This is a genomic window from uncultured Campylobacter sp., from assembly GCF_938030785.1.
Lineage (GTDB): Bacteria > Campylobacterota > Campylobacteria > Campylobacterales > Campylobacteraceae > Campylobacter_B.
Genome location: NZ_CALHIK010000134.1, coordinates 1 through 24,793, shown reverse-complemented (window position 1 = coordinate 24,793; position 24,793 = coordinate 1). Strand labels below are relative to the sequence as shown.

Here is a 24,793-nt window from a genome sequence, read left to right as displayed (position 1 = left end):
AACGCCATTAAAAAGCTCTGAAAGAGCAGTCTGCGTTTATGCTATAATGTGCGAAAATTTAATGAGGGTCTTTATGAAAAATATCATCCTTGTAATCGGCGAGGAGATCCGCTACGACGCGGCTTTGATGAGCTATATTTCTCGCAGCTATGAACGAGTTTTTGGGCGGATGGACGATCTGAAATTCTTAAGCGAAAACGATAAGGTTTTGCCCTTCGCGCTTGAAAAGATGATCGATTCGTACGATTTTATCACGATCTTTGCGGCAAACTCCGCCTACGCGGTCGTCGGGAAAATTTTATCGACGCTCTCTTTCGATTCGCTCGAGCTGAAAAACGGAGAAACCCTAGCGCCCTCGATGGCGCGCACGGTGGCGAAAAATAGCTTCCTGCTAAACGTCAGAGGTTGCTCGGTAAACGTGATCAAGGTGCTTTGCTTGCAGAGCTTGCCGCCGATCCTTCAAGACGCGCCGAGCGCGGGCGAGAGCTTTTATCTTTTCGATTGCGAATACGAAAGCGTAAAGCAGCGCCTAGAGAGCCTTGCGATCAGCTATAAAATTTCGCTTACGATCAGCAGACCCAGCTCCTTTTTGCTGCTAGTGCGCGCCAGTGCGATGAAATTTGGAGCGCTGGACGCGTTTTTGCAAAGCGTCGGCAAGTATTATGAGAGCTGCTACATCGAAGGCGGCGATTTTATGGGCTTTGTGGTGGATAGACTGCGCGAAATAGGCGCTAAGATCACCTTTGCCGAAAGCTGCACCGCAGGGCTCATCGCCGCAAAATTCGGCGCGGTCGCGGGCGTGAGCGACGTTTTTGACGGCTCGCTCGTAAGCTACGCCAACGAGATAAAAAATCTCTGGCTCAACGTGAGCGAAGATACGCTCGCTCGCTACGGCGCGGTCAGCGCGCAGACCGTGGGCGAGATGCTGGAGGGCGCGCTACAAAGCAGCGGGGCGAGCTTCGCTCTTGCAGTAAGCGGTATCGCGGGCCCCGGCGGCGGAAGCGCGCAAAAGCCCGTGGGGACGGTCTTTATCGGCGCGAAGGAGCAGGGCGGCAAACAGATCGTCGGGGAATTTCATCTAAAAGGCGATCGAAACTACATCCGCGAACAAAGCGCTGATATCGCTATCTGCTTGCTTTTAAAGCTTAGAAGTGATCTGTTTTTCGGGCGACTTCCGAGCGCGTCTGCGAGAGATGAAATTTAAAGGAGCGGATTTTGAAAAGACGAATTTTGAAAGGGTGCGGGCGCGATTCGGCGCAGAATTTTATCCGAACGAGCGGCGAGCAGGGCTTTGAACGATGGCAAAATTTCGATTCGGCAGACAGTGCGCGAAATTTTACTTCGGTATACGGCGAGCGGAATTTTACTCGGGCTAGCGGCGAGCGAAATTTTATCTCAGAGGGTCGCGCTAGAAATTTTAGCTTTATAAATGCGGCGCGAAATTTTACTTTGGCGCTAGCTGCGGCATGTATTTTAAGCGGCTGCGACGGCGGATCGGACAGACAAGATCGCGAACAAAGCACGCGTTCGGAACAGAATTTTAGCGCGGGTAATCAAGGGCAAAATTTTAATAAAAGCGCGGATAGCTCGGGGCAAAATTCCACTCAAAGCTCTACGCAAAGCTCTATACGAGGCTCCGCGCCGCAGGGTTTTGAGAGCAAGCAGAGCTCCGATCTGAACTCCACGATAGACGAGCTTGCAAACGATGCTAAAGTTTTGGGCGAGGCTTTGCAAAATTTGCAGAAAAAGGCGCCCGAAGCGCTGAACGATTTCGCCGCTCGCAACGTGGACAGGACCAAGGATCTGCTAAAGCAGGGCGAGGCGGTGGCGCGCGAGGCGGGCAAAAACCTTGATAAAATGGGCGAAAGCCTGCAAGGCATCATCAAGGACGCAAACGAAAGTATCGGTAAGGTCTTGGAGGGATTTGGCGTCGCGCCACAGCAGGAGCCGCGCGGCGGGCGTTCGCAAGAGCACGACGATAAATCCGAGCTTGAAGAGGCGACTGATAGGCAAAGCTTTAGAATTTAAGCGCGGCTAAATTTAGCTTAAATTTGTTTGTTGTGGAGAATGCTCGCAGAGAAACGATGCTAAATTTTATTAAATTTGCTCGGCGCGGCAGTTTCGTTAAATTTTACTCGGACGGCGGTTTAAAATTTTGCGTGCGGGCCGCAAGCATTGTTAAATTCCATCATCTTTCGACGCAGGCTTTTTAAAATTTCATCCTCTTGGCGTAAGATTTTTTAAATTTCATCATTTTGCGGCGCATGCGTTGCGGCGCACGGAAATTTTTTCGTTGCACGATTTCAGTTTGCAAAAAACCCGCGCAAGGCCGGTTTACGTCCCGCACTGGGGAGTTAAAATTTTGTGCCCCGTACTCGGGCGCTAAATTCTACGCGCCCCGATCGGGACACGTCCGATCCAAACCGCTTTTCCTTGCTCGCTAAATTTATAGCGTCCGCGCAAAACAGCGGCGAGCCGTGCAGCACGAGCGTCCGCGCCGTCCTGTTAAATTTAAAATTTTACGCACAGCTTTAAATTTATGCGGCTGCTTCGTCCTCCGCATCCGCTTCGCTAAATTTTAAATTTACGCGACTATTTCATAGTCCGTGGCGCTTCTTAAAATTTTAAATTTACGCTTCGTATCCGCTCCGCCGCCCGCCGCGGGTAAAATTTCAAAATTCCGCATGCCGCCGCGGGTAAAATTTTAAAATTCCGCTCGCGCTTCGTATGCGAACTCAAATGAAATTCCAAGCAAAATTCCGCGTCTAAATTTGAGCCCAGCTCTTAAATTTTAAAATTTTATCAGAGATTTTTTTATACAATTACGGCTGAAATTCGGCCCAAAAAAGGAGAGGGAATGTATAAGCTAAAGCATCTTCTTAGCGCGCAGGATCTAAGCCGCGAGGACATCTACGACTTTATAGGTCTAGCGCGCGAGTTTAAAGCGCTCAACCGCTCTGATGTCAAAAAATCCGACTCGCTTCGCGGCAAGACGGTCATCAACGCGTTTTTTGAAAACTCCACCCGCACCCGCACGAGCTTTGAGATCGCAGCCAAGCGCCTGGGCGCGGACAGCGTAAATTTCACGGCTGCAGACAGCAGCACGAAAAAGGGCGAGACGCTGATCGACACTATCAGAAATATGCAGGCGATGCGCACGGATATCTTCGTGCTGCGCCACAGCTGCTCGGGTGCGGCGAAATTTGTCGCGGCCAACTGCGACGCATCGATCGTAAATGCGGGCGACGGGCTGAATGAGCACCCGAGCCAGGCGCTACTGGATCTTTTTACGATCAGCGAGCACAAGGGCAGAATCGAGAATTTAAACGTCGCGATCATCGGCGATATATTTCGCTCGCGCGTGGCTAGAAGCGACATCTGGGCGATGAAAAAACTAGGCATAAACGTGCGGCTCTTCGGCCCTCCGATGATGCTGCGCGACTGCGACGCGTTCGGCTGCCCGATATGCAAAAGCGTAGAGGAGGCGATCGAGGGCGCCGACGTCATCATTATGCTAAGAATACAGCTTGAGCGGCAAGACGGCGAGCCGAGCTTCCCGAGCGTGCGCGAGTACTCGAAATTTTTCGGACTTACTGCGAGGCGAATGCAAGCGGCAAAAGAGGGCGTCATGATAATGCACCCGGGCCCGATCAACCGCGGCGTGGAGATCAACTCCGACGTAGCCGACGATCCGCGCTATAGCTGCGTTTTAGATCAGGTAGAAAACGGCGAGGCGATGCGAATGGCGATACTTCATACGATAAATTTAAACAGGAGCGTACGATGAAAATTTTGATAAAAAACGGTACGATCGTTAATCACGACGGCAGCGAGGAAGCAAACGTCCTGATCGAGAGCGATAAAATTTCGAAGATCACGCGCGAGTGTCCCGCCGCAGATCGCGTCATAGACGCTGCGGGCAAGCTCGTGATGCCCGGTCTCATCGATATGCACGTACATTTCAGAGACCCGGGGCTCGAATACAAAGACGACGTCATCAGCGGCAGCGAAACCGCGGTCGCAGGCGGCGTGACGACCTGCCTTCCGATGGCGAATACTAGGCCCGTGAACGACAACTCCAGCATTACTCGCGCGATGATCGCTAAGGCTAAAGGGCGCGGACTGATCGATCTGCTGCCCATAGGCGCGATCTCGCAGGACTGCAAGGGCGCAAAGATCGTTGAGATGGGCGATATGCTGGAAGCCGGCTGCGTGGCTTTCAGCGACGACGGGCTGCCTGTGACCGACAGCTCCGTGATGCGACAGGCGCTCGAATATTCCGCGCACTTCGGCTCATTCGTGATAAATCACAGCGAGGATTGCTCGCTTTGCCACGGCGGCGTGATGAACGAGGGAAAAGTCAGCGCGATCCTCGGCCTAAAGGGGATGGCGAGCGAAAAAGAGGAGATCATGATCGCGCGCGATCTGCTGCTTGCTAAAAAGACGGGCGGGCACATCCACATCGCGCACGTAAGCTCGGCGTGGTCGCTAAAGCTCATAAAGCAGGCTAAGCGCGAGGGCATCCGCGTCACCTGCGAAGCTACGCCGCATCACTTCACCTTCGACGAGCGCGAGCTGATGGGATACGATACGAATTTTAAAATGTCGCCGCCGCTTCGCACTCAAAGCGACGTGCAAGCGATCAGAGAGGCGCTTAAAAGCGGTCTGATCGACGCCATCGTAACTGATCACGCGCCGCACAACACTGACGATAAATTCGTAGAATTCGACCATGCGCCGTTTGGAATTTTGGGGCTTCAAACCCTCGTGCCGCTTACGCTGCGGCTCGTAAACGAGGGCGTCATCAGCCTTGAAGACATGGTGCGGCTGTGCTCGTTTAACCCGGCTAAAATTCTAAATTTAAAAGACAAGGGCGAGATTAAAGAGGGCCTTTTGGCCGACGTCGCGATCATCGATCCGCAGATTTCCTACGTTTACGACGAGGCGCTAAATAAGTCCAAATCGCGTAACTCACCGCTTTTCGGCAAACAGCTTACGGGCGCTGCGGTTTGCACGATCAAAAGCGGCCGCGTGGTCTATGAGTTTCCAAACGTCGTAGCGTAGGGCGCTTGCGGCGCGGAGCTTGCAATCGGAGGCTTTGCGGGCGCGGCTTGCGGACGAGCGGCATTCGTAGCATAAACGGAGCGATTGCTTTATTTTAAATTTAGCTAGTTTGGGCGCAGCGACTTACTTTTAAAATTTTACAGTGCGATTGGTTTATTTTAAATTTGGCGGCAGCGTAGGCACGGCGACTTGTCTTTAAAATTTCACGGGCAAGCTTACTTGGGATAGGCGTGACCCTCGATTTCGCAGCGCAGCCGTCCTGCTAAATTTAGCGGAAGCCTGGATGTAGTAAACTACATTTAAAATTTTGCGGCGCAATTTTTTGGTCTAATCATGCGGAATCCTGCGGCTAATTCGCTTTAAATTTTGCGGTAGCTCGGTATGGCAACTTACCTTTAAAATTTCATAGCGCGAGCGCGGTTGAAATTTCTTTAAAGCGGTTTGTCGTTTTTAAAGTGCGCGCAAATTTAACCCGCATCGCCTCGCGCGTGCCGCTCGTGGATTTCAGCCTCGGAATTTTACCGATGCGAGCTACTTTAAATTTATAGTAACATTTTCTTTCGATACGGCGGCTGCTTTTAAAATTTCACGCTCGCGGCGGTTGGAAATTCTATCTTTGCGCAAATTTATTTTTGCTTCACGCGCAAATTTTATCGTGATTAAATTTATCGCTAAGGCGCAAAATTTTAAAATTTTGCCGCCGCTAGCTTTTGGTGCGGAGCATAAATAATCCGCTGCATGAATGTAAGCATCTAAATTTAAAGATATCTATGAATGGCGAAGCGTATCGCTCGTGCGCGCTGCGCGTCGCGCTAAAATCGGCTCTGCGCGGCTACCGAAAGGAAAACAAAAGCCCAGACTTGTAGCTTGCAGCCGCACATAGTAGGGTTTTGCGTGCGGCTTTAAAGATTAAATTCTAAAACCGAAATTTCAAAAAAGGCCGCACGAAGCGCGGATAAATTTCGTCCGTGCGGCCTTCAAGAGTCCTAAATTTATAGCCTTAAAAATCAAAATTCCAGCTCGCTCAAAGAAAGTAATGTCTAAGCCTCTATCGTCACAGGCCTATCAAACGCCGTTACGCTCGGCAGTTCGCCTTTAAATTTCTCGATCTGCACCATGCTCGTGTGCGCGGTGTTACTTTGCGAGAGCTGCGAGCTAGGCACGTCCTTGGTTAGCACGTTTATGTTGCCGTGTTTGCATAGGCTACGCTCGCCCCAGACGGCCGGGTCGTACCACGCGCCTTCGCTTACTATCACGACGTTATCTTGCGCTCGCTCGCTCACCAGCGCGCCGCAGAGGATCTCGCCTCGGTCGTTGTAGATCCTCACCACGTCGCCCGTTTTTATGCCGCGCGCCTTTGCCGTGGCGGGGCTAATGAGTGCTGGTTCGCGGTTTGCGATCTCGGCGTAGTTGCGAAGCAGCGAGCTGTTTAACTGCGAGTGGAGCCTAAATTTAGAGTGCGCGCCGCTGATGGCGACCGGGTACTTGCTCACGTCGCCGCCCAGCCACTCAAACGGCTCCATCCACGTCGCGTGCGGCGGGCAGTCGGGATAACCTAGCTTTTCGACCGCTTCGGAGTAGAGCTCGATCTTGCCAGACGGTGTTTTTAGCGCGTTTTTCTCGGGATCGGCGCGGAAGTCCGCGTAGTTTGTGAAGTACCGCTTTTTCTCGTCGATCTTATCAAATTTGACATATCCTTTTTGCCAAAACTCCTCAAATTTAGGCATCGCTATACCCATACCCTCGGCTTGCTTTGCGGCATTTTCGTAGATTTCCTTCACCCACTCAAGCTCCGTTTTGCCCTCGCTAAAGGCCTGCTCGTACTCCTCGCCCCACTGCGCGCAGATGAGCCGCGCGATCTCAAAGTCGCTCTTGCTTTCCCCGGCGGGCTTTACTAGCGGTTTAATGGCAAAGAGGTATTCGCTAGTCGAGTTTGCAAACTCGATGTCCGTGCGCTCGCACTCAAGAGCAGCTGGCAGCACGATGTCGCTGAGCCTTGCCGTACTCGTCCAAAAGGGCTCGGTGGTGATGATCGCTTCGATCTTTTTCATCGCTTCGACAGCGCGGTTGGTGTCAGGGTGACGGGTAAAGGTCGAGCCGTTGGCGTTAAACATCACGCGGATGTGCGGCATGACGTACTTTTTGCCATTGCGCTCGATTAGCTTGCCAGGCTCCATGATCGCGTCTATGAGCCTGCTGTTTGGTATCTCGTGGTATTTGGCTTTGGCTAGCTTGCCTTGCGGGGCGATGTATTTTTCGTTTACCGCTGGGTTAAATGCCTGAAGCTTGGGCGCGATGAAGCTAATATCTGCGTTTTTATGCATCTGATCGTTCATCACGTAGCCGCGCCCCGTCTTGCCGATGTCGCCTAGCATCGCAGCTAGCGTGATCAGCGCCCAGTACGCCATCTCGCCGTGGTGCTGGCGCTGTATCGCGTAGCCCGTGACGATGAGCGTGTCTTTTTTAGCTAACGTATCGGCTAAATTTTTTAGCTCTTTTTCGCTCACGCCGCAAATTTTACTCGCCCATTTTAGATCCTTTTTCACGCCGTCTTTTGCGCCCGTGAAATAATCCTTAAATTTATCAAACCCGACCGTGTAGCGCTCAATAAATTCCTTGTCGTAAAGTCCGTTTTCGTAGAGATATTCGCAAAGCCCGATCATCATCGCCGTATCGGTGCAGGGGCGCACGGCAAGATAATCCGCGCCGAAATACTCCGCCGTTTCGTTGCGGTAAACGTCCACGCTGTAAATTTTCATCTCGCCTTTTTTAAATTTATCCTTCATAATCTCGTAGTAGACGTAGGAGTTGTGCATCGGCACGGAGGTAGCGATCTTGTTTGAGACGACGGGATTCGTGCCCCAAAACACGATCGTTTTGGCCTCCTTTACCACGCCCTCCCAGCGCGTCGGAGCGTGCGTCGGATCGATCGAGCCCGTCACGTGAGGTAAAAACGCCGTAGCCGCACCGTATGAGTAGCCGCCAAGCTCGTTCACGTAGCCTCCTAGCACGTTTAGCATGCGCTTTGCGGTGCGCTGCGAGTGACCGACCTTACCGAGACTGCCCCACTGATAAAGCTGCCCGTAAATGGCCTCCGAGCCGTATTTGTCGAAGTTTTCTTTTAAAATTTTAGCGCTTAGCTTTATCGCCTCGTCCCAGCTAACGCGCACGAAGGGCTCTTTGCCGCGAAGCTGCGGCTTTGGATTTGAGGGATCGGATAGGAAGCTTTTGCGTACGTATGGGTATTTCACGCGCGTTTCGTTTTGAATATGATCGCTTAGGGCGTTGTTTAGCACCGTCGGCATAGCATCTCCCTCAAACGGCTCGGTGCCAACGACCCTGCCGCCGATGGTTTTTACGTAAAACGCGCCAAATTTATTCGCGCAAAGCCCCATCTGCTCGTCAAATATCGCCTGCGCCGCGGCGTCAAATTGTTTTGCCTGCGCCGAAGCTGCCGCGAGCGCGCCTAGTTTTAGAAAGTCTCGTCTTTTCATGGTTTTTCTCCGTTAAATTTAAATTTGATTGGTTGACTCGGTTTAAATTTAGCGGAATTTATGCGGTTGAGTTTTGCATTGTTTGCCTTTAAACGTATTACGCGACCTCGCGTCTTGGTGGCGATTTTACGAAATTTAGGCTTAATTTGCCATTTATCTATGGCGCTGCGGTGAAATTAAATTTTTATACGCAGTTCGCCGCTAAAATAGCTTATCTATCAGCGCGTAGCCCCACAGCGCGGCGTTGAGAAATAGGCTCATCATCACGGCCGTGCTTGCGGTATCTTTGGCGCCCTTAGCTAGCGGGTGGATTTCGCTCGTGGCAAGATCGACCGCACGCTCAATGGCGGAGTTTATGCACTCGAGCACGAGCGTAAAGACTGCGCCGAAGATCAAAAATAGATTTAGCACCGCGCTGAAATTCCAAAAAAATAGCGACAGCGCAAGCGGGATGAACACGTAAAGCTCGAGCCTGAAGCTACGCTCGCTGCGTAGCATCTCGGCAAGACCCGCCATCGCGTAGCTCCAGTTGGCAAAAAATCGGTATTTGGGCTGATTGCGCATAATTTTCCTTTAAATTTAGTCAAAATTTCGTATAATCATACCAAAATTTTTGCGCCAAAGGCTAAATTTGAAACTGATTAGTTGGAACGTAAACGGGCTGCGCGCAGTGCTCGGCAAAGACGGCTTTGCGTGGCTTGCGGAGCAAAATCCCGATTTTTTGGGCTTGCAAGAGATCAAGGTGAGCGAAAAGGACGCTCCGAAAGGGCTTTACGAGCTCGGATTTTCTCAGATCGATCTAAATTCCGCCGCTCGCGCGGGATATTCGGGCGTGGCGAGCCTGGCTAAATTTAAAAGCGAGACGAGCAAGGCGCTGTTTTTTCCCGACGACGAGGGGCGCGTGCTGCAGCACCGCTTCGGCAATGTCGTGCTTTTTAATATCTACTTTCCCAACGGCCAAAAGGACGAGGCGCGGCTAGCCTATAAGATGGAATTTTACGCGAAATTCTTAGCCTATGCGCGCAGCCTCGCGGAGCAGGGGCTCGGGGTGATATTTTGCGGCGACGTAAATACCGCGCACCGCGAGATCGATCTTGCAAACCCCAAAGCAAACTCCAAAACCTCGGGCTTTTTGCCGATCGAGCGGGCATGGCTCGATGAGGTGGAGGCGGCGGGCTTCGTCGATACCTTCCGTGCCGTGCGCGGCGAGCTGCGGGACGCCTACTCGTGGTGGAGCTACCGCTTTAACGCGCGCGCAAAAAACGTAGGCTGGCGGATCGATTATTTTTTCATCTCGGCCAATTTGCGCTCGCGGCTAAAAGATGCTTTCATCCTAAGCGACGTGATGGGCAGCGACCACTGCCCCGTGGGCATCGAGATCGAAATTTAGTCGGGGCGAATTTCACGCCGCGCGCTTTGATTTGCGCGGCTAGCGGATAAGGTGCGCATAGCGCGCGAGCTAATGCGCGGATTTAAAGAGGCGGTGCGTAAAAGCTGCGCGATAAAATTTTAAATTTAAGGAGAGAAAATGTTGAGCGATATCGAAATAGCAAATGCGGCGAAGCCGGATAAAATTTCAAACGTTGCGAAAAATTTGGGGCTTGGCGAGGATGAGATCGAGCTGTACGGGCACTACAAAGCCAAGCTAAATATCAAGCCGCGATCGCGCGCTTCGAAGCTTATTTTGGTCACGGCGACCAATCCGACGCCGTTTGGCGAGGGCAAGACGACGACTTCTATCGGTCTAGCCGACGCGCTAAAGCGTCTGGGCAAAAGCGTTTGCCTTGCGCTGCGCGAGCCGTCGCTGGGGCCGGTTTTCGGTATCAAAGGCGGCGCCGCGGGCGGCGGGTACTCGCAGCTGGTGCCGATGGATGATCTAAATTTGCATTTTAACGGCGATTTTCACGCGATCACCTCCGCAAACAATCTCATTTCGGCGGTCATCGACAACTCGCTGTATCAAGAAAACCCGCTAAAGATCGATAAAATTTTATGGAAGCGCTGCATGGATATGAACGACCGCGCGCTGCGCCACATCACCGTTGGACAGGGCGGGCGCACTGACGGAGTGCAGCGCGAGGACGGCTTTAATATCACCGCAGCTAGCGAGATAATGGCGGTTCTGTGCCTCTCGAACGATCTTGCCGAGCTTAAGGAAAATATCGCAAACATAATGGTCGCCTACGATACGCAGGGAGAGCCGATATACGTGCGCGATCTGGGCTGCGCGGATGCCGTGGCGATCCTGCTAAAAGACGCGATGAAGCCTAATCTCATCCAAAGCCTAGAGCACACGCCCGCGCTCGTGCACGGAGGACCCTTTGCAAATATCGCGCACGGCTGCAACTCCATAATGGCGAGCAAGTTAGCGCTCTCGCTTGCCGATTACGCCGTTACGGAAGCTGGCTTCGGCAGCGAGCTTGGGGCTGAAAAATTTATCGACATCAAGTGTCGCCGCGCGGGCATCGCTCCGGACGCCGCGGTGCTGGTTAGCACGATCCGCTCGCTTAAATACAACGGCGGTGCGGAGAAAGAAAATATCGCGAGCCCTGATCTTGCCGCGCTTCAAAGAGGTATCGTAAATTTAGGCGGGCATATTGAAATTTTACAAAACTTTGGGCTAAATCCCGTCGTGGCGCTTAACCGCTTCAGCTTCGATAGCGACGAGGAGATCGCTTTCGTACGCGATTACTGCAAGCAGCGCGGCGTGCAGATGGCGATTTGCGAAAATTTCGCCAAAGGAGGCGAGGGCGCGCTTGAGCTGGCCCGCCTCGTAGTAGATGAGTGCGAGCGCGCTAAGGAGCTGAAGTTTGCCTACGAGCTTAGCGACGATACGGCGAGCAAGATCGAAAAGATCGCTACTAAAATTTACGGCGCGAGCGAGGTCGTTTTCGAGCCTGAAGCGCAAAAGGCGCTGCAGCACATCAAGGCTTTGGGCCTTGAGCGGCTAAACGTCTGCATCGCCAAGACGCAGTATAGCTTCAGCGACGATGCTAAGGCGCTTGGGCGCGCGCGCGGCTTTAAGCTTAGCGTCAAAGACCTTCAGATCCGCACGGGAGCGGGCTTTATCGTCGTCGTCTGCGGCAAGATAATGCTGATGCCGGGGCTACCGAAGGTTCCTAACGCGCTAAATATGAAGATTACTAGCGATGGCGTCATAAGCGGGCTGGCGTGATCTGAAATTTTATTTTCCGCGCGGGGAATTTGCGCGATAGAGCGGCGTAAAAGCTTCGGCGCGGAATTTTAAAATTTAAAAGAGCGCGCCTCAAACCGCACTTTAACGATAAAATTTTAAGGTTATTTGGATGAGCGATTTTGACAGATTTGATCTAAGCGAGCCGTTTTTAAGGCATCTTAAAAATTTAGTGGACGGCAACGGCGCGGACGGCGGCGATCTAAAAGAAATTTCATCCGAGTGCTACGATTTTCGCGTCTATTTAGACGCTTCGTGGGAATTTTACGGCGAGTGTAAAGAGCGCGAAATAACGGGTGGAGAGAAGGCGGAGATCCATTTCGGCGACGATTTGCAAGAGTTTCAAAACCATACCCAAGACTGCCTGCGAGATGCGCGTCATAGCGAGTCTTTGCATGAAATTTTACTTTCTAAATTTAGATCGGATCCGCAAAGCGGCGTAGCTGCGGCGGATAATGCCGTGAAGTATTACGATTTTAAGCCCTTTAGCGCGTTTCAAAAATGCGGCGTTTGCCTAGGCAGCGGCAAGGTGCGCTGCGGCAGATGCGGCGGTCGCGGCAAGGTGCGCTGCACGAGCTGCGGCGGACGAGGGCGCAAAAGTTGCCCTAATTGCGGCGGCAGCGGCGGGCAAAACCGCCCATATACGCAGTACCGCAGCGACGGAAGCGCGAGCACCGCATACAGGTATGAAGCGTGCTCCGTCTGCGGAGGAAGCGGCACGCAAGTATGCAGCGCGTGCTACGGCAGCGGACATCGTAGCTGCTCCGCGTGCTTTGGCGACGGATATATCAAGTGCGATCGCTGCGGCGGGCAGGGATACTTTATGTATATAAGAAACGTAAGCGCCCACGCAAGGGCTAAAGTAGGCGTGCAGGTGCGATCCGCCGTTTACGCGCAGGAGCTGCAGGAGTTTTTATGCAATCAGTCGTGCGAGTTTTTGTCGCAAAAGATCCCGTTTCGCCTAAAAGAGGAGCAGGGCGGCGACGGCGAGCACGATTTTATCTACGTAGGCAGCCACACGATCACTCAGTTGCGCTTTGAACTTTTGGGTAAAAGATACGAGGCGGCGGGCTTCGGCGATCCGCTCCTTGCATTTATACGGCCCGCGATTTTCGACGATCTTTTTGCGGACGAGCTTGCGATGCTTAACGATATGGGTTCGGACGGCAAGATAAGCGGCGCCGAGGCGTTTAAATTTTTTAATCGCTATGCCGCGCAGCCCGCCTTGGACGCGTCGCTAAAGAAGCTTGCGAAGCAGGGCGGCGAGCCAAAAGACGCCGTGGCGGATACGTGCGACGGATACATATCACAGCAGGCCGCGAAACAGCTGGGAGATGCGCTAAAAAGGTGCTTAAATAAAATTTCGCCCGTTTATTCGCCCGTCGTTTGGTTTGGTCTAGGCTCGATATTTTGGCTTTTTGCGCTGGTTTTTACGGCGGGATTTTTTGGAGAAAATTTCACCGAGCGCTATATTCTCACTCCGATTTGCGGTGTTGCTTTTTTGGCGATTTGTTTGGTTGTATCTTGGTGCGTCCTTACTCCGCTTAGCGCGCTCGTTACGATGTTTCGCAGGCGCAAGGTACCCGCGGAGTACCGAACGGGTATGCAAAATCAAAAGGCTTTCGTTAAATTTCGTAAAATTTTGATCGCTTGCTGTCTGCTCGGGGCGATTTACGGCATTGCGGCAAGCCTTGGATACGCGCCTAGACTCTACGAGCTTGACGCGAGATTTGATCTTGCGCGAAATCTCGGTTTGAAAAAAGGCGAGCAGATAGACGCAGGCTCTGCCGCCGCCGTCGATACAAACGGATCCGGCGCTGAAATTTCGGCGCAGAGCGCCGCGCCGAAACCGGAGCCTTCGCAAAAAGAGAAAATTTTATATATCCAAAAAAGCATCGGAGTGAAGCAGGACGGGATTTTCGGCTCACGCACTCTAAAAAAGGCGAGGGAGGTTTTGGATCAAAACCTAAGCGGCGTCGATGAAATTTACGAGGCTCTAAAAAACAAAGAGCGGGCGACGATAAATCTACGCCCAGATGATAAATCCGCGCCTTAGGCTTGGCGGGCGATCTTAAAAAACCGAAAAGGACGAAAATGAAAAATAAAATTTTAATTCTAGCGCTCGTCGCGGCGCTTGCCGCAAATTTCGCGCTAGCTGATTTCGTAGCCACCGCAGACGATATAAGCAGAGCTACAAAATCCTGCGATAAGGGCGATGTGAAGGCGTGCGGGGCGTTGGCGCAGGTTTACAATTATGGCTGGGGCGTGCCGCAAGATCTGCTAAAGGCTGCGCCGCTATACGTCAAAGCTTGCAAAGGCGGCGATGCGGAGTCGTGCGTAAATTTAGGCATTTTGTATCAAAGCGGAGAGGGGATGCCGCGCGATGAGGCGAAGGCGGCGGAGCTGTTCGACAAAGCTTGCGATGACGGGCACGCGATAGGCTGCAGTAACGCAGGCTCTGCGTATATCGGAGGCAGAGGCGTGCGTAAAGACGTTATAAAGGGCATAGGTTACTATGTGCGCGGCTGTGATATGGATATCGCGGATAGCTGGGCTGCGTGCCTAAATTTAGCGCGTCTTTACGAGGGCAGCGATAATGTTAAAGCCGTAGAATACTACAAAAAAGCCTGCGAGCTGGGCGGCAAGGATAGATTTATGAGTTCGGTAGCGGAGCATGAGCAGATATGGAAAAGCTCATGCGAAAGCTACGAAAGGCTTAAATAGCCGCGCAAGCTTGCATTAGAGGCAAGATCATGACGCTAGCGCTAATCCGCCACGTTACGCCGCTGATCGATCGCGGCGTGTGCGACGCCGCAGAAGCGGCACGGCGCGCGATCCTGTACGATATTACGCAAAGCTTGGCTTTGTGGCAAACCGATAAATTTAAAAGCAGCGCCGCATGCGAAAAGCTCACCCGCATAAGCCGAATATGCTCGTCGCCGCTGCCGCGCGAAACAGAGCTAAATTTTCACCTTTTCCCACGGCTCGATTCCGCCCTCGACCTCTTTAAAAATGCTCGCGATTTCTATATTTTTTACGCTTAAATTTCGCTCGTAAGCCTTGATGTCGCGTGATTTTAACTTCTCTTGCAAAAATGCAAATTCATACTCTATCTGCCCGCGAGAGACGGCTATTTTGGCTAAATTTCGCTCGTCAAATTCGCCCACTTTTGCCGCGTCAAATTTATAGCCGCGAGCGCAGCTCTGCGCGTAAACCTCCGCCAGATACGCGTTTATCGCCTCTAGCGCGTTTTCGTGCGCGTAAAAGCGGTCAAGCTGCGGGTGATTTTTGTAGCCCTTAGTTAGTCCAGCCAGCACGTTTTTAGCTAGCAGAGCCTCGCGCCAAAGTGCGACTAGCCCCTTTGCGTCGAGATATTTAAAGCTTATCGTCCAAAGCCTCATTTTTGCCTTTCATTAAATTTATAGCCGTTTTCGCGGGCTAAATTTGACGCGGTTTGCCCTATAAATCGCTGGATTTATACCGCAAATTTACCCGCCGCATCGCCTCACTTCGCCAAAAAGCCGAAGCGACCGATCATATCTAGGAGCAGATCGACCTTGCAAATCTCATCGTTTAGTAAGTCGTCGTATTCCTCTTCCAGTTCGCTAGAGTTTTGGGCTACGGCTTTGAGGTGCCGCCTGCCTGCGCAAAATCGCCTTTCATCACGAAATATTCGCTTAACATCACGTTAGCTTGCACCTTGCTCGCTTCGTCGCCGCCGCTTTTGAGTGCATCCTTTAGGCTCTGCACGCCGCCGCAGAGGCCGCACGGCGCCCGATCCTGTATGATACTACGCAAAGCTTAGCTTTGTATGAAAACCGATAAATTTAAAAGCAGCGCCGCACGGGTGAAGCTCGCTCGCACAAGGGATAAAATTCTACGCGGGCAGAGCAGAACGATTTAGCCCAACTCGCACGCTTTAAATTTAGCCGCGATCTATCGAAGCTAAAATTTTACCTCGCTGCGCATTTAAAATTTACCGCTCATTGCAGTCTATCCTGCTTCGCAAACTCTCAGTAGCCGCACCTTTAAATTTTGCCCGCTCATTGCAGCTTGCCTCTGCATAGCACAGCGATCTTTTCTATGACCTCGCCGCCGCTAACGAGATAGGCGAACTCGTGTAAATTTACGACGGGGCAGATGTGGTTTGGATAAATTTCGAGTCGATCGCCCACGCGCACGGCATCTCGCAGCGCTCTGTCGTAGATGATCGCATGCTCGTCGTAAACGCCCTTTATCCACACGTCCGTGCCCTTTATGCGTCCGAGCCCGGGCGTTGCCGTAAAGCCCTCGGTGCGCCTTTGCTGCGTGAGCCCCTTGGCGCCGACGTCGGTGATGATGCGATCCGCCGTAGGTCTGCTGATGACGGTCGTAAGGATGCTTGCGGCGTTCATTGAATAATCGCCGTACGCCTGCGCCTGTGAGGCGTCCATAAAGATATATGTGCCCGGGCGGATCTCGGTGACGCCCTTTAAAATTTCAAAATCGTTGATGAGCGAGGGCGTCGAGCCGATACTAACGACGCGTGCGGGCAGAGCTAGCTCGCGCGCGATATCCGCAAACTCCAGCGTGCGGCGCTGCGCGGCTAGGTGGATGCGCTCGCATTCGCTTTTATCAGCGGCCTTGTAGGAGTGGCCGTCGTGGGAGAATACGCCGCGGAATTCTATATTTTTGCAGCCTTTTAGAAATTTTATAAACGCCGTGAAATCCTGCTTTTCTACGAAGCCAGAGCGGTTTTCGCCCACTTCGATCTCGGCAAGCACGCAGGCCTTCGTGCCGCTGCGCTCAAAGGCGCACTCTATCAGGCTTGCCTGCTCTATGCTATCTGCGCCGAAGCTTAAGTTTATCCCCGCGCGCAAAAGCGCGATGATGCGCTGAAATTTTAGCTCGCCAGCGATCTCGTTTGCGATAAATATATCTTTCAGCCCGTTTGCCGCCATGATCTCGGCCTCGCCCGTTTTGGCGACCGTGATGCCCGCAGCGCCGAAGCTTTCTTGCAGCTTCGCGAAATAGGGCATTTTGTGCGTTTTGGTGTGCGGGCGCAGGCTCACGCCCGCGGCGTCTGCATAGCTTTGCATCTTTTGCAGATTGCGAAGCACGATTTCGCGATCAATCAGCAGCGCCGGCGTGTCGATCTCGGATACCTTCATAAGTTTCCTCCTCTTTAAATTTACGAAATTTTAATTCAGCTGCACTTGGTAGCTGCGCCCGTTTCGTGGCGGCGAAATTTACGTGTCGCTTGCGAAGAGCGGAACTTGTGCGCCGTAAATTAGCACTGCTTGCGCGAAGCATTTAAATTTGGCGAGCAAATTTATGATTCTGCGCCGCCGCTCGTGTTTTTGCTAAAGCTCGTTTTGCGCCGAATGTTTTCACGTCCGCCGCCTATTTTTGTGCCGCTCGCTTCGTAGCGGCGCTTCATTTTCTAGCGCGCCTTGCTTTGCGCTTCGCTATTTTTTATCCTGAAGCACCTTGTCGCGCCATTTCGAGTTTGCTTTGTTGTCGGTCGCTACGTCTTTGGATATCTCGGCTGCCGCTTCGAAATTTTTACTCACGCCCTCTTTGGAATTCTCGTATTTTAGGGCGTTTTCGCTTTTGATACCGATGCTTTACGCTTCGCTCGCGGCGTCGATATTAGCGCCCAAAAATATAAATTCCCAGTCGTATTTTTCCTGCTTGTCGCTAATCATCTTCTTAATCTGCGCTCTGGAGTATTCGCAGCTTGAGTTTTCGTAGCCGTCGGTGATGATGACGAAAAGCACGCGATTGTTTTTGGCATAGATATCCGGCACTCGCTCGATACGCGCTATCGTGTTGCCGATCGCATCTAGTAGCGCGGTATTGCCGTAGGCGGAGTACTCTTTGGACGTTAGATTTTCGACCTTTTTAAGCGGCGTGCGATCGTGGATGACGTTAAATTTCGTATCGAAAAGCACGGTCGTGACGCTGGCGTCGATGCCCTCTTTGCGCTCCTTTTCTATCATCGAGTTAAATCCGCCGATCGTATCGCTCTCAAGCCCGCTCATTGAGCCCGATTTATCTAAAACTAGCACTAATTCCAGGTGATTTACGCCGTCTTTATGATTGGGCGGCGTCTCTAGCTCTACGCTTTTGGCAAACAGCATGCCCGCAAGCGCGGCTACAAGAAGGATGATTTTTTTCATAAATGGCTCCTTTTTTAAAATTTCGTTATTTTATCATCGCGCTGCTTAACGGACAAAATTTCATCGCTAAAATTCCGCCGCTCGGCTTTGCTTCGTAAAATTCTAAAACAGAATTTCGCCGCGAAATTTTAAGACGCAGAATTTTTTCGGCAAGGAATTTCGCGTGCAAATTTTATGCGGCGCGGAATTTTATGGCACCGCAAAATCAAACGTCTGCGGATCTGCTCCGTTTCGCGCTGAGGTAGCTTCCGATCTCGCTTATCAAAACGCCCGCGAGGATGAGCGCCGCGCCTAAAATTTGCATCGCGCTTAGCCTTTCGCCGCCCACGAATACGCCCATAATACCCGCCGTTACGGGCTCTAGCGTGAAAAACAGAGCGGTTTTTACGGGCGTCGTGTATTTTTGCATCAAAGCCTGCGCGAAAAAGCCAAAAACCGTTCCCAGCAGGCAGATCACCGCCATCGCGACGAAAAAGCTTCGGTCCATCACCGGCACGATGCTGACCTTTTCAAAAAAGATCGTCGCAAAGCAGCAAAGCACGCTTAAGCAGAGGATCTGTACGTAGGCGATGCCCGCTACGTCGCAGCTTTGAACGAAGCGGTTGGTTAGCACGATGTGAAACGAATACGCGCACGCGCAGACTAGCGCCAGCGCTTCGCCCTTGCCCAGGCCTAGCTGCGTGTCGCCGATGAGATAGAGCCCAGCGATCGCAAGCGCGATGCCCGCGTAGGCGTAGGAGTAAATTTTATGTCTAAACAGCGCCGCGGCGATGAAGGGTACGAGCGCGACGTTTAGGCCGATGATGAACGCCACGGAGGAGCTTTGCGCAAATTTAAAGGCGAAGGTCTGCGACGTAAAGCCCGCGAATAAAAATAGGCTAAGCACCGCGCCGTACTTGATCTCGCGCGAAGTGAGCGCTTTGAGCTTTGGGAAAAATATCGCGCCTGCGATGATGCTCGCGGCGAAAAAGCGCCAAAATAGCAGCACGAAGACGTTGTTGCTCGCAAGCGCCTGCGAGGTGGGCAGATACCCGAGCCCAAAAGCGATCGCCACGAAGAGCATTCCGATGTCGGCTCTAAATTCCAAACTTTTATTCATCTGTGTCCTTTTTGAAAATTTAAAGTCGTAATTCTACGAAATTTTAGGTAAAAAATAGGCTAAATTTTGGCGGAGCGATTTGGAATTTAGGATTTTAAAATCGCGAGTTAAATTTTAAGCGTCCGGCTCGTCTTTTTAGGCTTGCGCTGGGTTCGTCTTTTTGGGCTTGCGCGCACTTGTTCGCACACTCGCATAAATTTTACGGCTACTACTCGCGCGATCATTACGTCTCTTCGCCGCAACTTGTCATAAATTTTCACAGCTATTGCTCGCGCGTGGCTAAATTTAAAATTTAATCGCCCGCGTCCTCTTTGTCGTTTTTTAGAATTTCTATGTTTGCGCACTTGCTCGCCCCTTTTAAGTTTATGGTTTTTTTGAGCGCGGATTTGGGAGCTTTTGCCTCTTTTGATTTCATCATCTTATAGCGCCTCTTTCTTATTTCTGCTTCGATAAATTTTATATCTTGCTGTGCGTATGGGAATGAGAGCGTAAAATTTTTGCCACTTTGCCCGTCTTCTACTATCAAAATCGGCATCTCGCCCCTCATCCCTTTCTCCGTAAGGGCATTTTCTATATCGATCTTTGTGCTAAATTTAAACGATAAAAATCTCCATTCTTTCCTTACGGTGCGGCTATCTATAATGACGCCCTTTTCAGATAACGGCAGTATGGCAATTAGCATCATTGCAAGACCCATCACGATCACAAGTGTGGTCTCGCCGCCGCCTCTTTGTATATACCCGCCTACGCATAGAGGGTCGTTTGTATCAAAGCATGCAACTTTACCTCTGCCTTTTGTTGTTTTTATCCAAGGCTCATCAAATGCTACCAGCGAACCCCAGGATAAAAATAGCACGATAAGCATAGTTTTTGCTATGGGGCTAGGAGGTATGAGCCAGGCGCCCTTTTGCACGGTTTTATAAGAGGCTTTGCTTATAAAAACCATGCTTTTTAAAATAGCAAGCCCAAACAGTAAAAGATTTATGCCAAATATCAAATATAAAAATATCATGCCACCGCCTTAAATTTAGATATTTTTAGCGTTAAATTAAGCCCAGGCATCTTGTTCGGCCGCTTTAGCTTTTGAAATTTCAGCGAGCTTTTCTGATATAAAATTTTGCAAAAAATCTATATCCCTTCGTGCATATAAAAATCCCGCCCCGAATTTAACACCGCTATTTTTGCCGCGTATGCTGATTATTTTTACGTTCCATCTTGCAAACCCTGCGGCGTAGCTAATTTCGTCAAAGCTCTTTCATTAAATTTAGACGCTAATTTAGCGCTTTACTCTCTATCTTCGGCGCTAAAATTTTGCTCGCTTAGCTTTTGGTGAAAATTTACTATAAACATATAGGCTTCTTCTATATGGTAGTCGGAGAGTTTTACTAGCTCGCCTCCTATATATTCAGGTGGTCTTATTTTTGTATATGTTCTACGTCCCGCGATTAACACGCCTCTGTCCGGTATATTTAATAGATTATGAAAGGCTACATATTTTCCGAGATTGTCTATATATTTTTGATCCGTTACATTGTTTTCGCCGTCTATTTCAAGAAGCAGCAGGCGATCATCTTTTGATAACTTAAGCCCTATTAAATATTTGCCTTCCTTGTATTTAGCGATAGAGGCTAGATAAAATGAATCTTTACTTTGATAAACGGTCGATTTTTTTATAAGCTCGCCTTGGCCATTTAGCTTTATAATATCGGCGGTATTACTTGTTTCAAATAACATCAAAATCGAGCCGTCGTCGCTCTCGATCATATCTTTTAAAAAATACCCGTTCATATCTATTTTGGTTTCAAATATAAGGTTTCCGTCCGGGTTAAATTTAAGAATTCCTAGCTCTTCTACGACCAGAATAAAACCTCCGTCGCTCGTTTTTAATATCTTTATAAGACCGTCTTTCGGTTCTTTAATTTTCTTTACCTCCGGTTGCTTATCCGGGGATGTTCCATCGTAAATGTAACTGTTATAAAAAGTATCTGGCAGATGCGAAACGTCGATCGGTTTCTCCCAGATTATTTTTGCGTTTTTATCCATTCTAAATATATTATTTCCATAATCGCACGCCACAAATTCATCATTATCAGTCGGAGCTATCTGTTTTAGGGCGCGAGGAAGCGTATTTGAGATTTTATATGTCGCCTTATCTACTACGTAAGCCGCCTCTTCGTTTCCTAATACGTAGTAGCTTTGCATCTGGGCTGCTATTAAATTTCCTCTTCCGATGAAGCTTTTATCGATTATTTTTCTCCAAATTTCGCGCCCGCTCTTATCAACCTTCATAAAAAGATCGGGACTTCTACCGCTTTCGTACTCTCCGGCCAATATATATCCGTCGTCGGTAGATACGGCCATATTGATAGATGAAAAGCCGTTTTGAGAAAAAGGCAGATCCCAAACAGGCTTTGATTTGTCTATATTTTTACTTGAATCCTCTAGCTCTTTGCTTCCTATCTCATTTTTTATGGGTTCTTCTGTTAAAGTATTTGTATCATCGTTATTTTTTATAACGCTTATAAAACCTTTAAAATCGGACACCAAAGATATAATCATGCGGCGTTCGTCTAAAGGTAGCGCCGAATTTACATCATCAGCCTCCGGCATATAATAGCTTTTTAGGCGGGTAGGCTCAAATCCGCCGGAAATATCTAAGACGTCTATGCTCGGCAAAGCCGTATCGTCCGAGCCGTCTTTGCTTCTAGACAAATATATTATTTCGTCATCCCCGCCGATATCAAAAGTATAAATTCTATTGCTAACGGTATAGTTTTTCAGATGCTCGATATCGTCTATGTTTTTGATGCCGTAAACATTAAAATTATGAAGTTCGTTTGCGTATAGATATTTTTTATCGGCAGAAATTTGTAAATTTATAATGACTCCGAAATTATCTCGTCTATAAACCTCTTTTATGTTTTTCGGATCGCTCACGTCAAGCACATGAAGACCCGCGAAGTCCGACATAAAAACGTATTTGTCCGAGTATACAGCTATATCGCCTTTTTCTATCGGATTAAAGGTCTCCATACCTATAAACTCGCCTATCATTTTTATATTATCCGACGAAATATCTAAAATAACCATACCGTTTTTGGCTTTTACGTAGGCTAGCTTATTATTTTCGCTTAGCTTTATTCTAGAGAAACCTTTGGCTTGAAATTTAGTCGCGATTTTTGTATTTTTAGGGTCTCTAACGTCAAGGCGTAGAATACCTAAATTCGGGCTTACAACATATAGGCTTTCTCCGTCGTTTGACTCGGCCGCTTGGATATTTTCTACGTTATATCTAGCCTCCGGGAAATAAAAAAGCCCGAGCAGCTCTATGCGGTTTAAATTTGATATATCTATCACGCTTATACCGTCTCTGTCGTGTCCGAGAGTGTATAGCCTCTTTTTGCTGTGAGATACCATCATATCGCGCACTTCAAACGGAATTTGAACGGAGTTATTTATGATATCTTTTTTATATATCGTTACGTCTTTTTTGCCCGTAAATTTATTGCTTTTCTTGTTAGTAAATTTGGCGCTATTTTGTGGAATTTCAACCCTTTCTTTACTTGCCTCTTTTTTCGGTATCGCGTGCTGATCGATAGCCGGGCTTTGTTCTGAATTTTCGGACGCTTTATCGATAGGCGGAATTTGAACGGAGTTGTTTGCGATATCTTTTTCAATCGTTGCGTCGTTCTTGCCGATAAATTTATCGCTATTTTGCGGAATTTGAAAATTTTCTTTGCTCGTCTCTTTTTTCTGCATCGTCGGCTGATCGATAGTAGAGCTCTGCTTTAAATCGTCGGGCTCTTTATCGATATATTTCATGCACAAAAAAGCAAGCGGCAGAATAACCATTAAAATAGCAAAGCATATCGTAAATTGTCGTTTTCTCTTTGCGTTAGGATCTATCATCTAAACTCCTTTATAAGTCCCCGATTTTCTCTTTTAAATTTATACTAAAGCGGCGTCTTTGTTCGTTCAAGGTGGCCGCTTTTCGTTAAAATTTAGACGCCGATTATATCAAAAAATGGGTCAAAAACTACTATTTCGATATTGTAATTTCGGGCTTCTTAAGTTAAAACCAATGTTTCATTTAAAATAAAAGCAGACTACTCTTACGCAGATCAGGTGCGCTTAGAATTTTACCTCACCGGCGTGATCTTGCCGCGCGAAAGTCGAATTAAATTTTTGCTTTGAGATCCTACGACACGCGGTTTATGATATTGCGTGAGGTACCTGGGCGCTCTGCGATCTCGCCGTTTTTGTGCCGCACCGCGCTTCCTAAAATGTGCCGCTTAAATTTAAACAACAATTCCTCGCTTTTGAAAATATTTAAAATCGCACAATATAATTGCGAACCTCAATCAAATAAAGATTAAATTTATCTCGCAAGGATCTACAATGAGCTCGCTTTTGAAGCGCAATAAAATTTTGTTTAACGTCCATCTTATTTTGTCGATAGTTTTTTCTATACCGCTGCTTATCATTGGCGTTACGGGCGCGATTTTATCGTATCAGCACGAGTTTGAGGCGCTAATAAACGCGGGCTCTAAAAAGGTCGAAAAAACGGGCGAAATGCAAAGCGTGGAGAAAATCCTGCAAAGCTTTAGCGAGCAAACGGGCGCTAAGCAGCCCGTAAGGCTCGTCGTGCCCAAAAGCGATGACGAAGCCTTCGTCATTTACGCAAACAGAAATGATGCGTATCTGGTCAATCCATACACCGCGCAGATCATCGGCAAGGATCGCGGCACGGGCTTTGTGCTAACGGTGATGGCGCTGCATCGAAATTTAGGCCTAGCGCTAAGCGGCAACAAAACCGCAGGCGAGGTTGGTAAACAGATCGTAGGTGCGAGCGCCACAGCGATGATACTACTCGTAATAAGCGGCGTATGGCTGCATTTCCCAAGGCTTAGGCGTAAATTTATCGAGGCGATAAAGCCAAATTTTAAACTCAAAAAATACGCTCTTTTTTACAATCTGCATACGAGCCTAGGTTCGCTAAGTGCAGTGATTTACCTGCTTATCTGCTTAACCGGGCTTAACTGGTCGTACGGCTGGTATAACGACGCGGTGATGAAGCTTTTCGTAAGTTCGCAAAATTTACCGCAAGCTAGCGCACCTAAAGCCGCCGCTTCTAAAGATCACGCCGCCGCATCTGCTAAAGAGGAGGGCAAAAAGCCCGCTACGTATAAATTTAGCGACGCGCAGAGGGCTTATGAGATATTCAGATCAAGCGGCATAGAGTATAAGGAATTTACCCTAATGCTCGCGGCGGGAGATAAGATCGGCGTCAGGTATTATGAGCCCGACGCGCCCGCTACCGCCCGTCCAAAAGGCGCGAGTGTCGATCTAAAAGCGGACAAAATCGCGAAGCAGAAGCAGACGGAGGGTATCACCGTGGGCGAGTTTAAAGACGCGAACTATCAGCTTCACACGGGCTATTTTTTCGGGCTAGCGGGTAAAATTTTATGGTCGCTCGTCTCGCTTTGTATGGCGCTTTTTATCTTCAGCGGCTTTTATATGACGGCAAAAAGGGCGTTTAAGTCGAAAAAGCCCAGCTAAATTTTACCCTCTCGGCAAGAGGTGCGACGAGCACACAAGAGCCTAATACCTACAAAGCATTGAGATGAAATTTGCCGAAGCGGATCGAGAAAAGCTCTGATTTAACGATATTTGAGACATGTTAAAATTATCGCGGATTAAGTCTTAAGGCCATATTGCTCGTGCATTTTACTATAGCTCGCTTTTAAATTTTGCGATCTCGGCTTTATCGATTTGGATAGAC

At 49.5% G+C, this 24,793-nt stretch carries 18 protein-coding genes; 9 read left to right on the top strand and 9 right to left on the bottom strand.

The genetic code is table 11. The features are described 5' to 3' along the window. Nucleotides 1–73: 73 nt before the first annotated feature. From Q0438_RS07610 to Q0438_RS07595, 4 genes are all read left to right on the top strand, one after another. Nucleotides 74–1,204, top strand: coding sequence for a CinA family protein (locus Q0438_RS07610; protein WP_299189869.1), 1,131 nt, complete (start codon nucleotides 74–76; stop codon nucleotides 1,202–1,204). 11 nt (nucleotides 1,205–1,215) lie between these two features. Beyond that, complete coding sequence (locus tag Q0438_RS07605) at nucleotides 1,216–2,028, top strand: hypothetical protein (protein ID WP_299189867.1); 813 nt, start codon at nucleotides 1,216–1,218, stop codon at nucleotides 2,026–2,028. 829 nt (nucleotides 2,029–2,857) lie between these two features. Next, the gene (locus tag Q0438_RS07600; protein ID WP_299189865.1) at nucleotides 2,858–3,787 is read left to right on the top strand and encodes an aspartate carbamoyltransferase catalytic subunit; all 930 of its coding nucleotides are present in this window, start codon (nucleotides 2,858–2,860) and stop codon (nucleotides 3,785–3,787) included. Next, complete coding sequence (locus tag Q0438_RS07595; protein WP_299189862.1) at nucleotides 3,784–5,064, top strand: dihydroorotase family protein; 1,281 nt, start codon at nucleotides 3,784–3,786, stop codon at nucleotides 5,062–5,064. The genes Q0438_RS07600 and Q0438_RS07595 overlap by 4 nt, the downstream gene beginning before the upstream one ends. A 1,040-nt stretch (nucleotides 5,065–6,104) precedes the next feature. Here Q0438_RS07595 and Q0438_RS07590 read toward each other — a convergent pair. Both Q0438_RS07590 and Q0438_RS07585 read right to left on the bottom strand, forming a co-directional pair. Continuing rightward, nucleotides 6,105–8,558 carry a molybdopterin-dependent oxidoreductase gene (locus tag Q0438_RS07590; protein ID WP_299189860.1) on the bottom strand — a complete coding sequence of 818 codons (2,454 nt, stop codon included), beginning with the start codon at nucleotides 8,556–8,558 and terminating at the stop codon, nucleotides 6,105–6,107. Between the two features lie 201 nt (nucleotides 8,559–8,759). Beyond that, nucleotides 8,760–9,122: a diacylglycerol kinase gene (locus Q0438_RS07585; protein ID WP_299189858.1), complete on the bottom strand. Its 363-nt coding sequence runs from the start codon at nucleotides 9,120–9,122 to the stop codon at nucleotides 8,760–8,762. Between the two features lie 67 nt (nucleotides 9,123–9,189). Here Q0438_RS07585 and Q0438_RS07580 point away from each other — a divergent pair, with 67 nt between their 5' ends. The 4 genes from Q0438_RS07580 (at nucleotide 9,190) to Q0438_RS07565 (ending at nucleotide 14,475) form a co-directional block, all read left to right on the top strand. Further along, the gene (locus Q0438_RS07580) at nucleotides 9,190–9,948 is read left to right on the top strand and encodes an exodeoxyribonuclease III (protein WP_299189853.1); all 759 of its coding nucleotides are present in this window, start codon (nucleotides 9,190–9,192) and stop codon (nucleotides 9,946–9,948) included. A 138-nt stretch (nucleotides 9,949–10,086) separates the two neighbouring features. Further along, on the top strand, nucleotides 10,087–11,733 hold the full coding sequence (locus tag Q0438_RS07575) for a formate--tetrahydrofolate ligase (protein ID WP_299189846.1): 1,647 nt from the start codon (nucleotides 10,087–10,089) through the stop codon (nucleotides 11,731–11,733). A gap of 130 nt (nucleotides 11,734–11,863) precedes the next feature. Beyond that, on the top strand, nucleotides 11,864–13,807 hold the full coding sequence (locus Q0438_RS07570) for a hypothetical protein (RefSeq protein ID WP_299189845.1): 1,944 nt from the start codon (nucleotides 11,864–11,866) through the stop codon (nucleotides 13,805–13,807). Nucleotides 13,808–13,845: 38 nt separating this feature from the next. Then, a complete protein-coding gene (locus Q0438_RS07565; protein WP_299189844.1) occupies nucleotides 13,846–14,475 on the top strand; it encodes a tetratricopeptide repeat protein in 630 nt (209 codons plus the stop codon). A gap of 236 nt (nucleotides 14,476–14,711) precedes the next feature. Here the strand turns inward: Q0438_RS07565 and Q0438_RS07560 are convergent, their stop codons facing one another. The 7 genes from Q0438_RS07560 to Q0438_RS07530 form a co-directional block, all read right to left on the bottom strand. Then, the gene (locus tag Q0438_RS07560) at nucleotides 14,712–15,152 is read right to left on the bottom strand and encodes a pyrimidine dimer DNA glycosylase/endonuclease V (protein ID WP_299189843.1); all 441 of its coding nucleotides are present in this window, start codon (nucleotides 15,150–15,152) and stop codon (nucleotides 14,712–14,714) included. A 217-nt stretch (nucleotides 15,153–15,369) separates the two neighbouring features. After that, on the bottom strand, nucleotides 15,370–15,549 hold the full coding sequence (locus Q0438_RS07555; protein WP_299189837.1) for a hypothetical protein: 180 nt from the start codon (nucleotides 15,547–15,549) through the stop codon (nucleotides 15,370–15,372). Between the two features lie 245 nt (nucleotides 15,550–15,794). Beyond that, the gene (locus Q0438_RS07550; RefSeq protein WP_299189833.1) at nucleotides 15,795–16,901 is read right to left on the bottom strand and encodes an alanine racemase; all 1,107 of its coding nucleotides are present in this window, start codon (nucleotides 16,899–16,901) and stop codon (nucleotides 15,795–15,797) included. 456 nt (nucleotides 16,902–17,357) lie between these two features. Further along, nucleotides 17,358–17,912 carry a vWA domain-containing protein gene (locus tag Q0438_RS07545; protein WP_299189831.1) on the bottom strand — a complete coding sequence of 185 codons (555 nt, stop codon included), beginning with the start codon at nucleotides 17,910–17,912 and terminating at the stop codon, nucleotides 17,358–17,360. A gap of 205 nt (nucleotides 17,913–18,117) precedes the next feature. Then, on the bottom strand, nucleotides 18,118–19,011 hold the full coding sequence (locus Q0438_RS07540; protein WP_299189830.1) for a DMT family transporter: 894 nt from the start codon (nucleotides 19,009–19,011) through the stop codon (nucleotides 18,118–18,120). Between the two features lie 292 nt (nucleotides 19,012–19,303). Further along, nucleotides 19,304–20,023: a hypothetical protein gene (locus Q0438_RS07535; RefSeq protein WP_299189827.1), complete on the bottom strand. Its 720-nt coding sequence runs from the start codon at nucleotides 20,021–20,023 to the stop codon at nucleotides 19,304–19,306. 272 nt (nucleotides 20,024–20,295) lie between these two features. Further along, nucleotides 20,296–22,920, bottom strand: coding sequence for a hypothetical protein (locus tag Q0438_RS07530; RefSeq protein WP_299189820.1), 2,625 nt, complete (start codon nucleotides 22,918–22,920; stop codon nucleotides 20,296–20,298). A gap of 489 nt (nucleotides 22,921–23,409) precedes the next feature. On the opposite strand from Q0438_RS07530, the gene Q0438_RS07525 reads away from it, so the two are divergent. Further along, complete coding sequence (locus Q0438_RS07525) at nucleotides 23,410–24,570, top strand: PepSY domain-containing protein (protein ID WP_299189819.1); 1,161 nt, start codon at nucleotides 23,410–23,412, stop codon at nucleotides 24,568–24,570. Nucleotides 24,571–24,793 lie beyond the last annotated feature (223 nt).

What these genes read in the sequence shown, in the direction of transcription:
- Q0438_RS07610 (WP_299189869.1), top strand. Translation starts at nt 74, where the DNA reads ATGAAAAATATCATCCTTGTAATCGGCGAGGAGATCCGCTACGACGCG.
- Q0438_RS07600 (WP_299189865.1), top strand. Translation starts at nt 2,858, where the DNA reads ATGTATAAGCTAAAGCATCTTCTTAGCGCGCAGGATCTAAGCCGCGAG.
- Q0438_RS07595 (WP_299189862.1), top strand. Translation starts at nt 3,784, where the DNA reads ATGAAAATTTTGATAAAAAACGGTACGATCGTTAATCACGACGGCAGC.
- Q0438_RS07590 (WP_299189860.1), bottom strand. Translation starts at nt 8,558, where the DNA reads ATGAAAAGACGAGACTTTCTAAAACTAGGCGCGCTCGCGGCAGCTTCG.
- Q0438_RS07585 (WP_299189858.1), bottom strand. Translation starts at nt 9,122, where the DNA reads ATGCGCAATCAGCCCAAATACCGATTTTTTGCCAACTGGAGCTACGCG.
- Q0438_RS07575 (WP_299189846.1), top strand. Translation starts at nt 10,087, where the DNA reads ATGTTGAGCGATATCGAAATAGCAAATGCGGCGAAGCCGGATAAAATT.
- Q0438_RS07570 (WP_299189845.1), top strand. Translation starts at nt 11,864, where the DNA reads ATGAGCGATTTTGACAGATTTGATCTAAGCGAGCCGTTTTTAAGGCAT.
- Q0438_RS07565 (WP_299189844.1), top strand. Translation starts at nt 13,846, where the DNA reads ATGAAAAATAAAATTTTAATTCTAGCGCTCGTCGCGGCGCTTGCCGCA.
- Q0438_RS07560 (WP_299189843.1), bottom strand. Translation starts at nt 15,152, where the DNA reads ATGAGGCTTTGGACGATAAGCTTTAAATATCTCGACGCAAAGGGGCTA.
- Q0438_RS07550 (WP_299189833.1), bottom strand. Translation starts at nt 16,901, where the DNA reads ATGAAGGTATCCGAGATCGACACGCCGGCGCTGCTGATTGATCGCGAA.
- Q0438_RS07545 (WP_299189831.1), bottom strand. Translation starts at nt 17,912, where the DNA reads ATGAAAAAAATCATCCTTCTTGTAGCCGCGCTTGCGGGCATGCTGTTT.
- Q0438_RS07540 (WP_299189830.1), bottom strand. Translation starts at nt 19,011, where the DNA reads ATGAATAAAAGTTTGGAATTTAGAGCCGACATCGGAATGCTCTTCGTG.
- Q0438_RS07535 (WP_299189827.1), bottom strand. Translation starts at nt 20,023, where the DNA reads ATGATATTTTTATATTTGATATTTGGCATAAATCTTTTACTGTTTGGG.
- Q0438_RS07530 (WP_299189820.1), bottom strand. Translation starts at nt 22,920, where the DNA reads ATGATAGATCCTAACGCAAAGAGAAAACGACAATTTACGATATGCTTT.
- Q0438_RS07525 (WP_299189819.1), top strand. Translation starts at nt 23,410, where the DNA reads ATGAGCTCGCTTTTGAAGCGCAATAAAATTTTGTTTAACGTCCATCTT.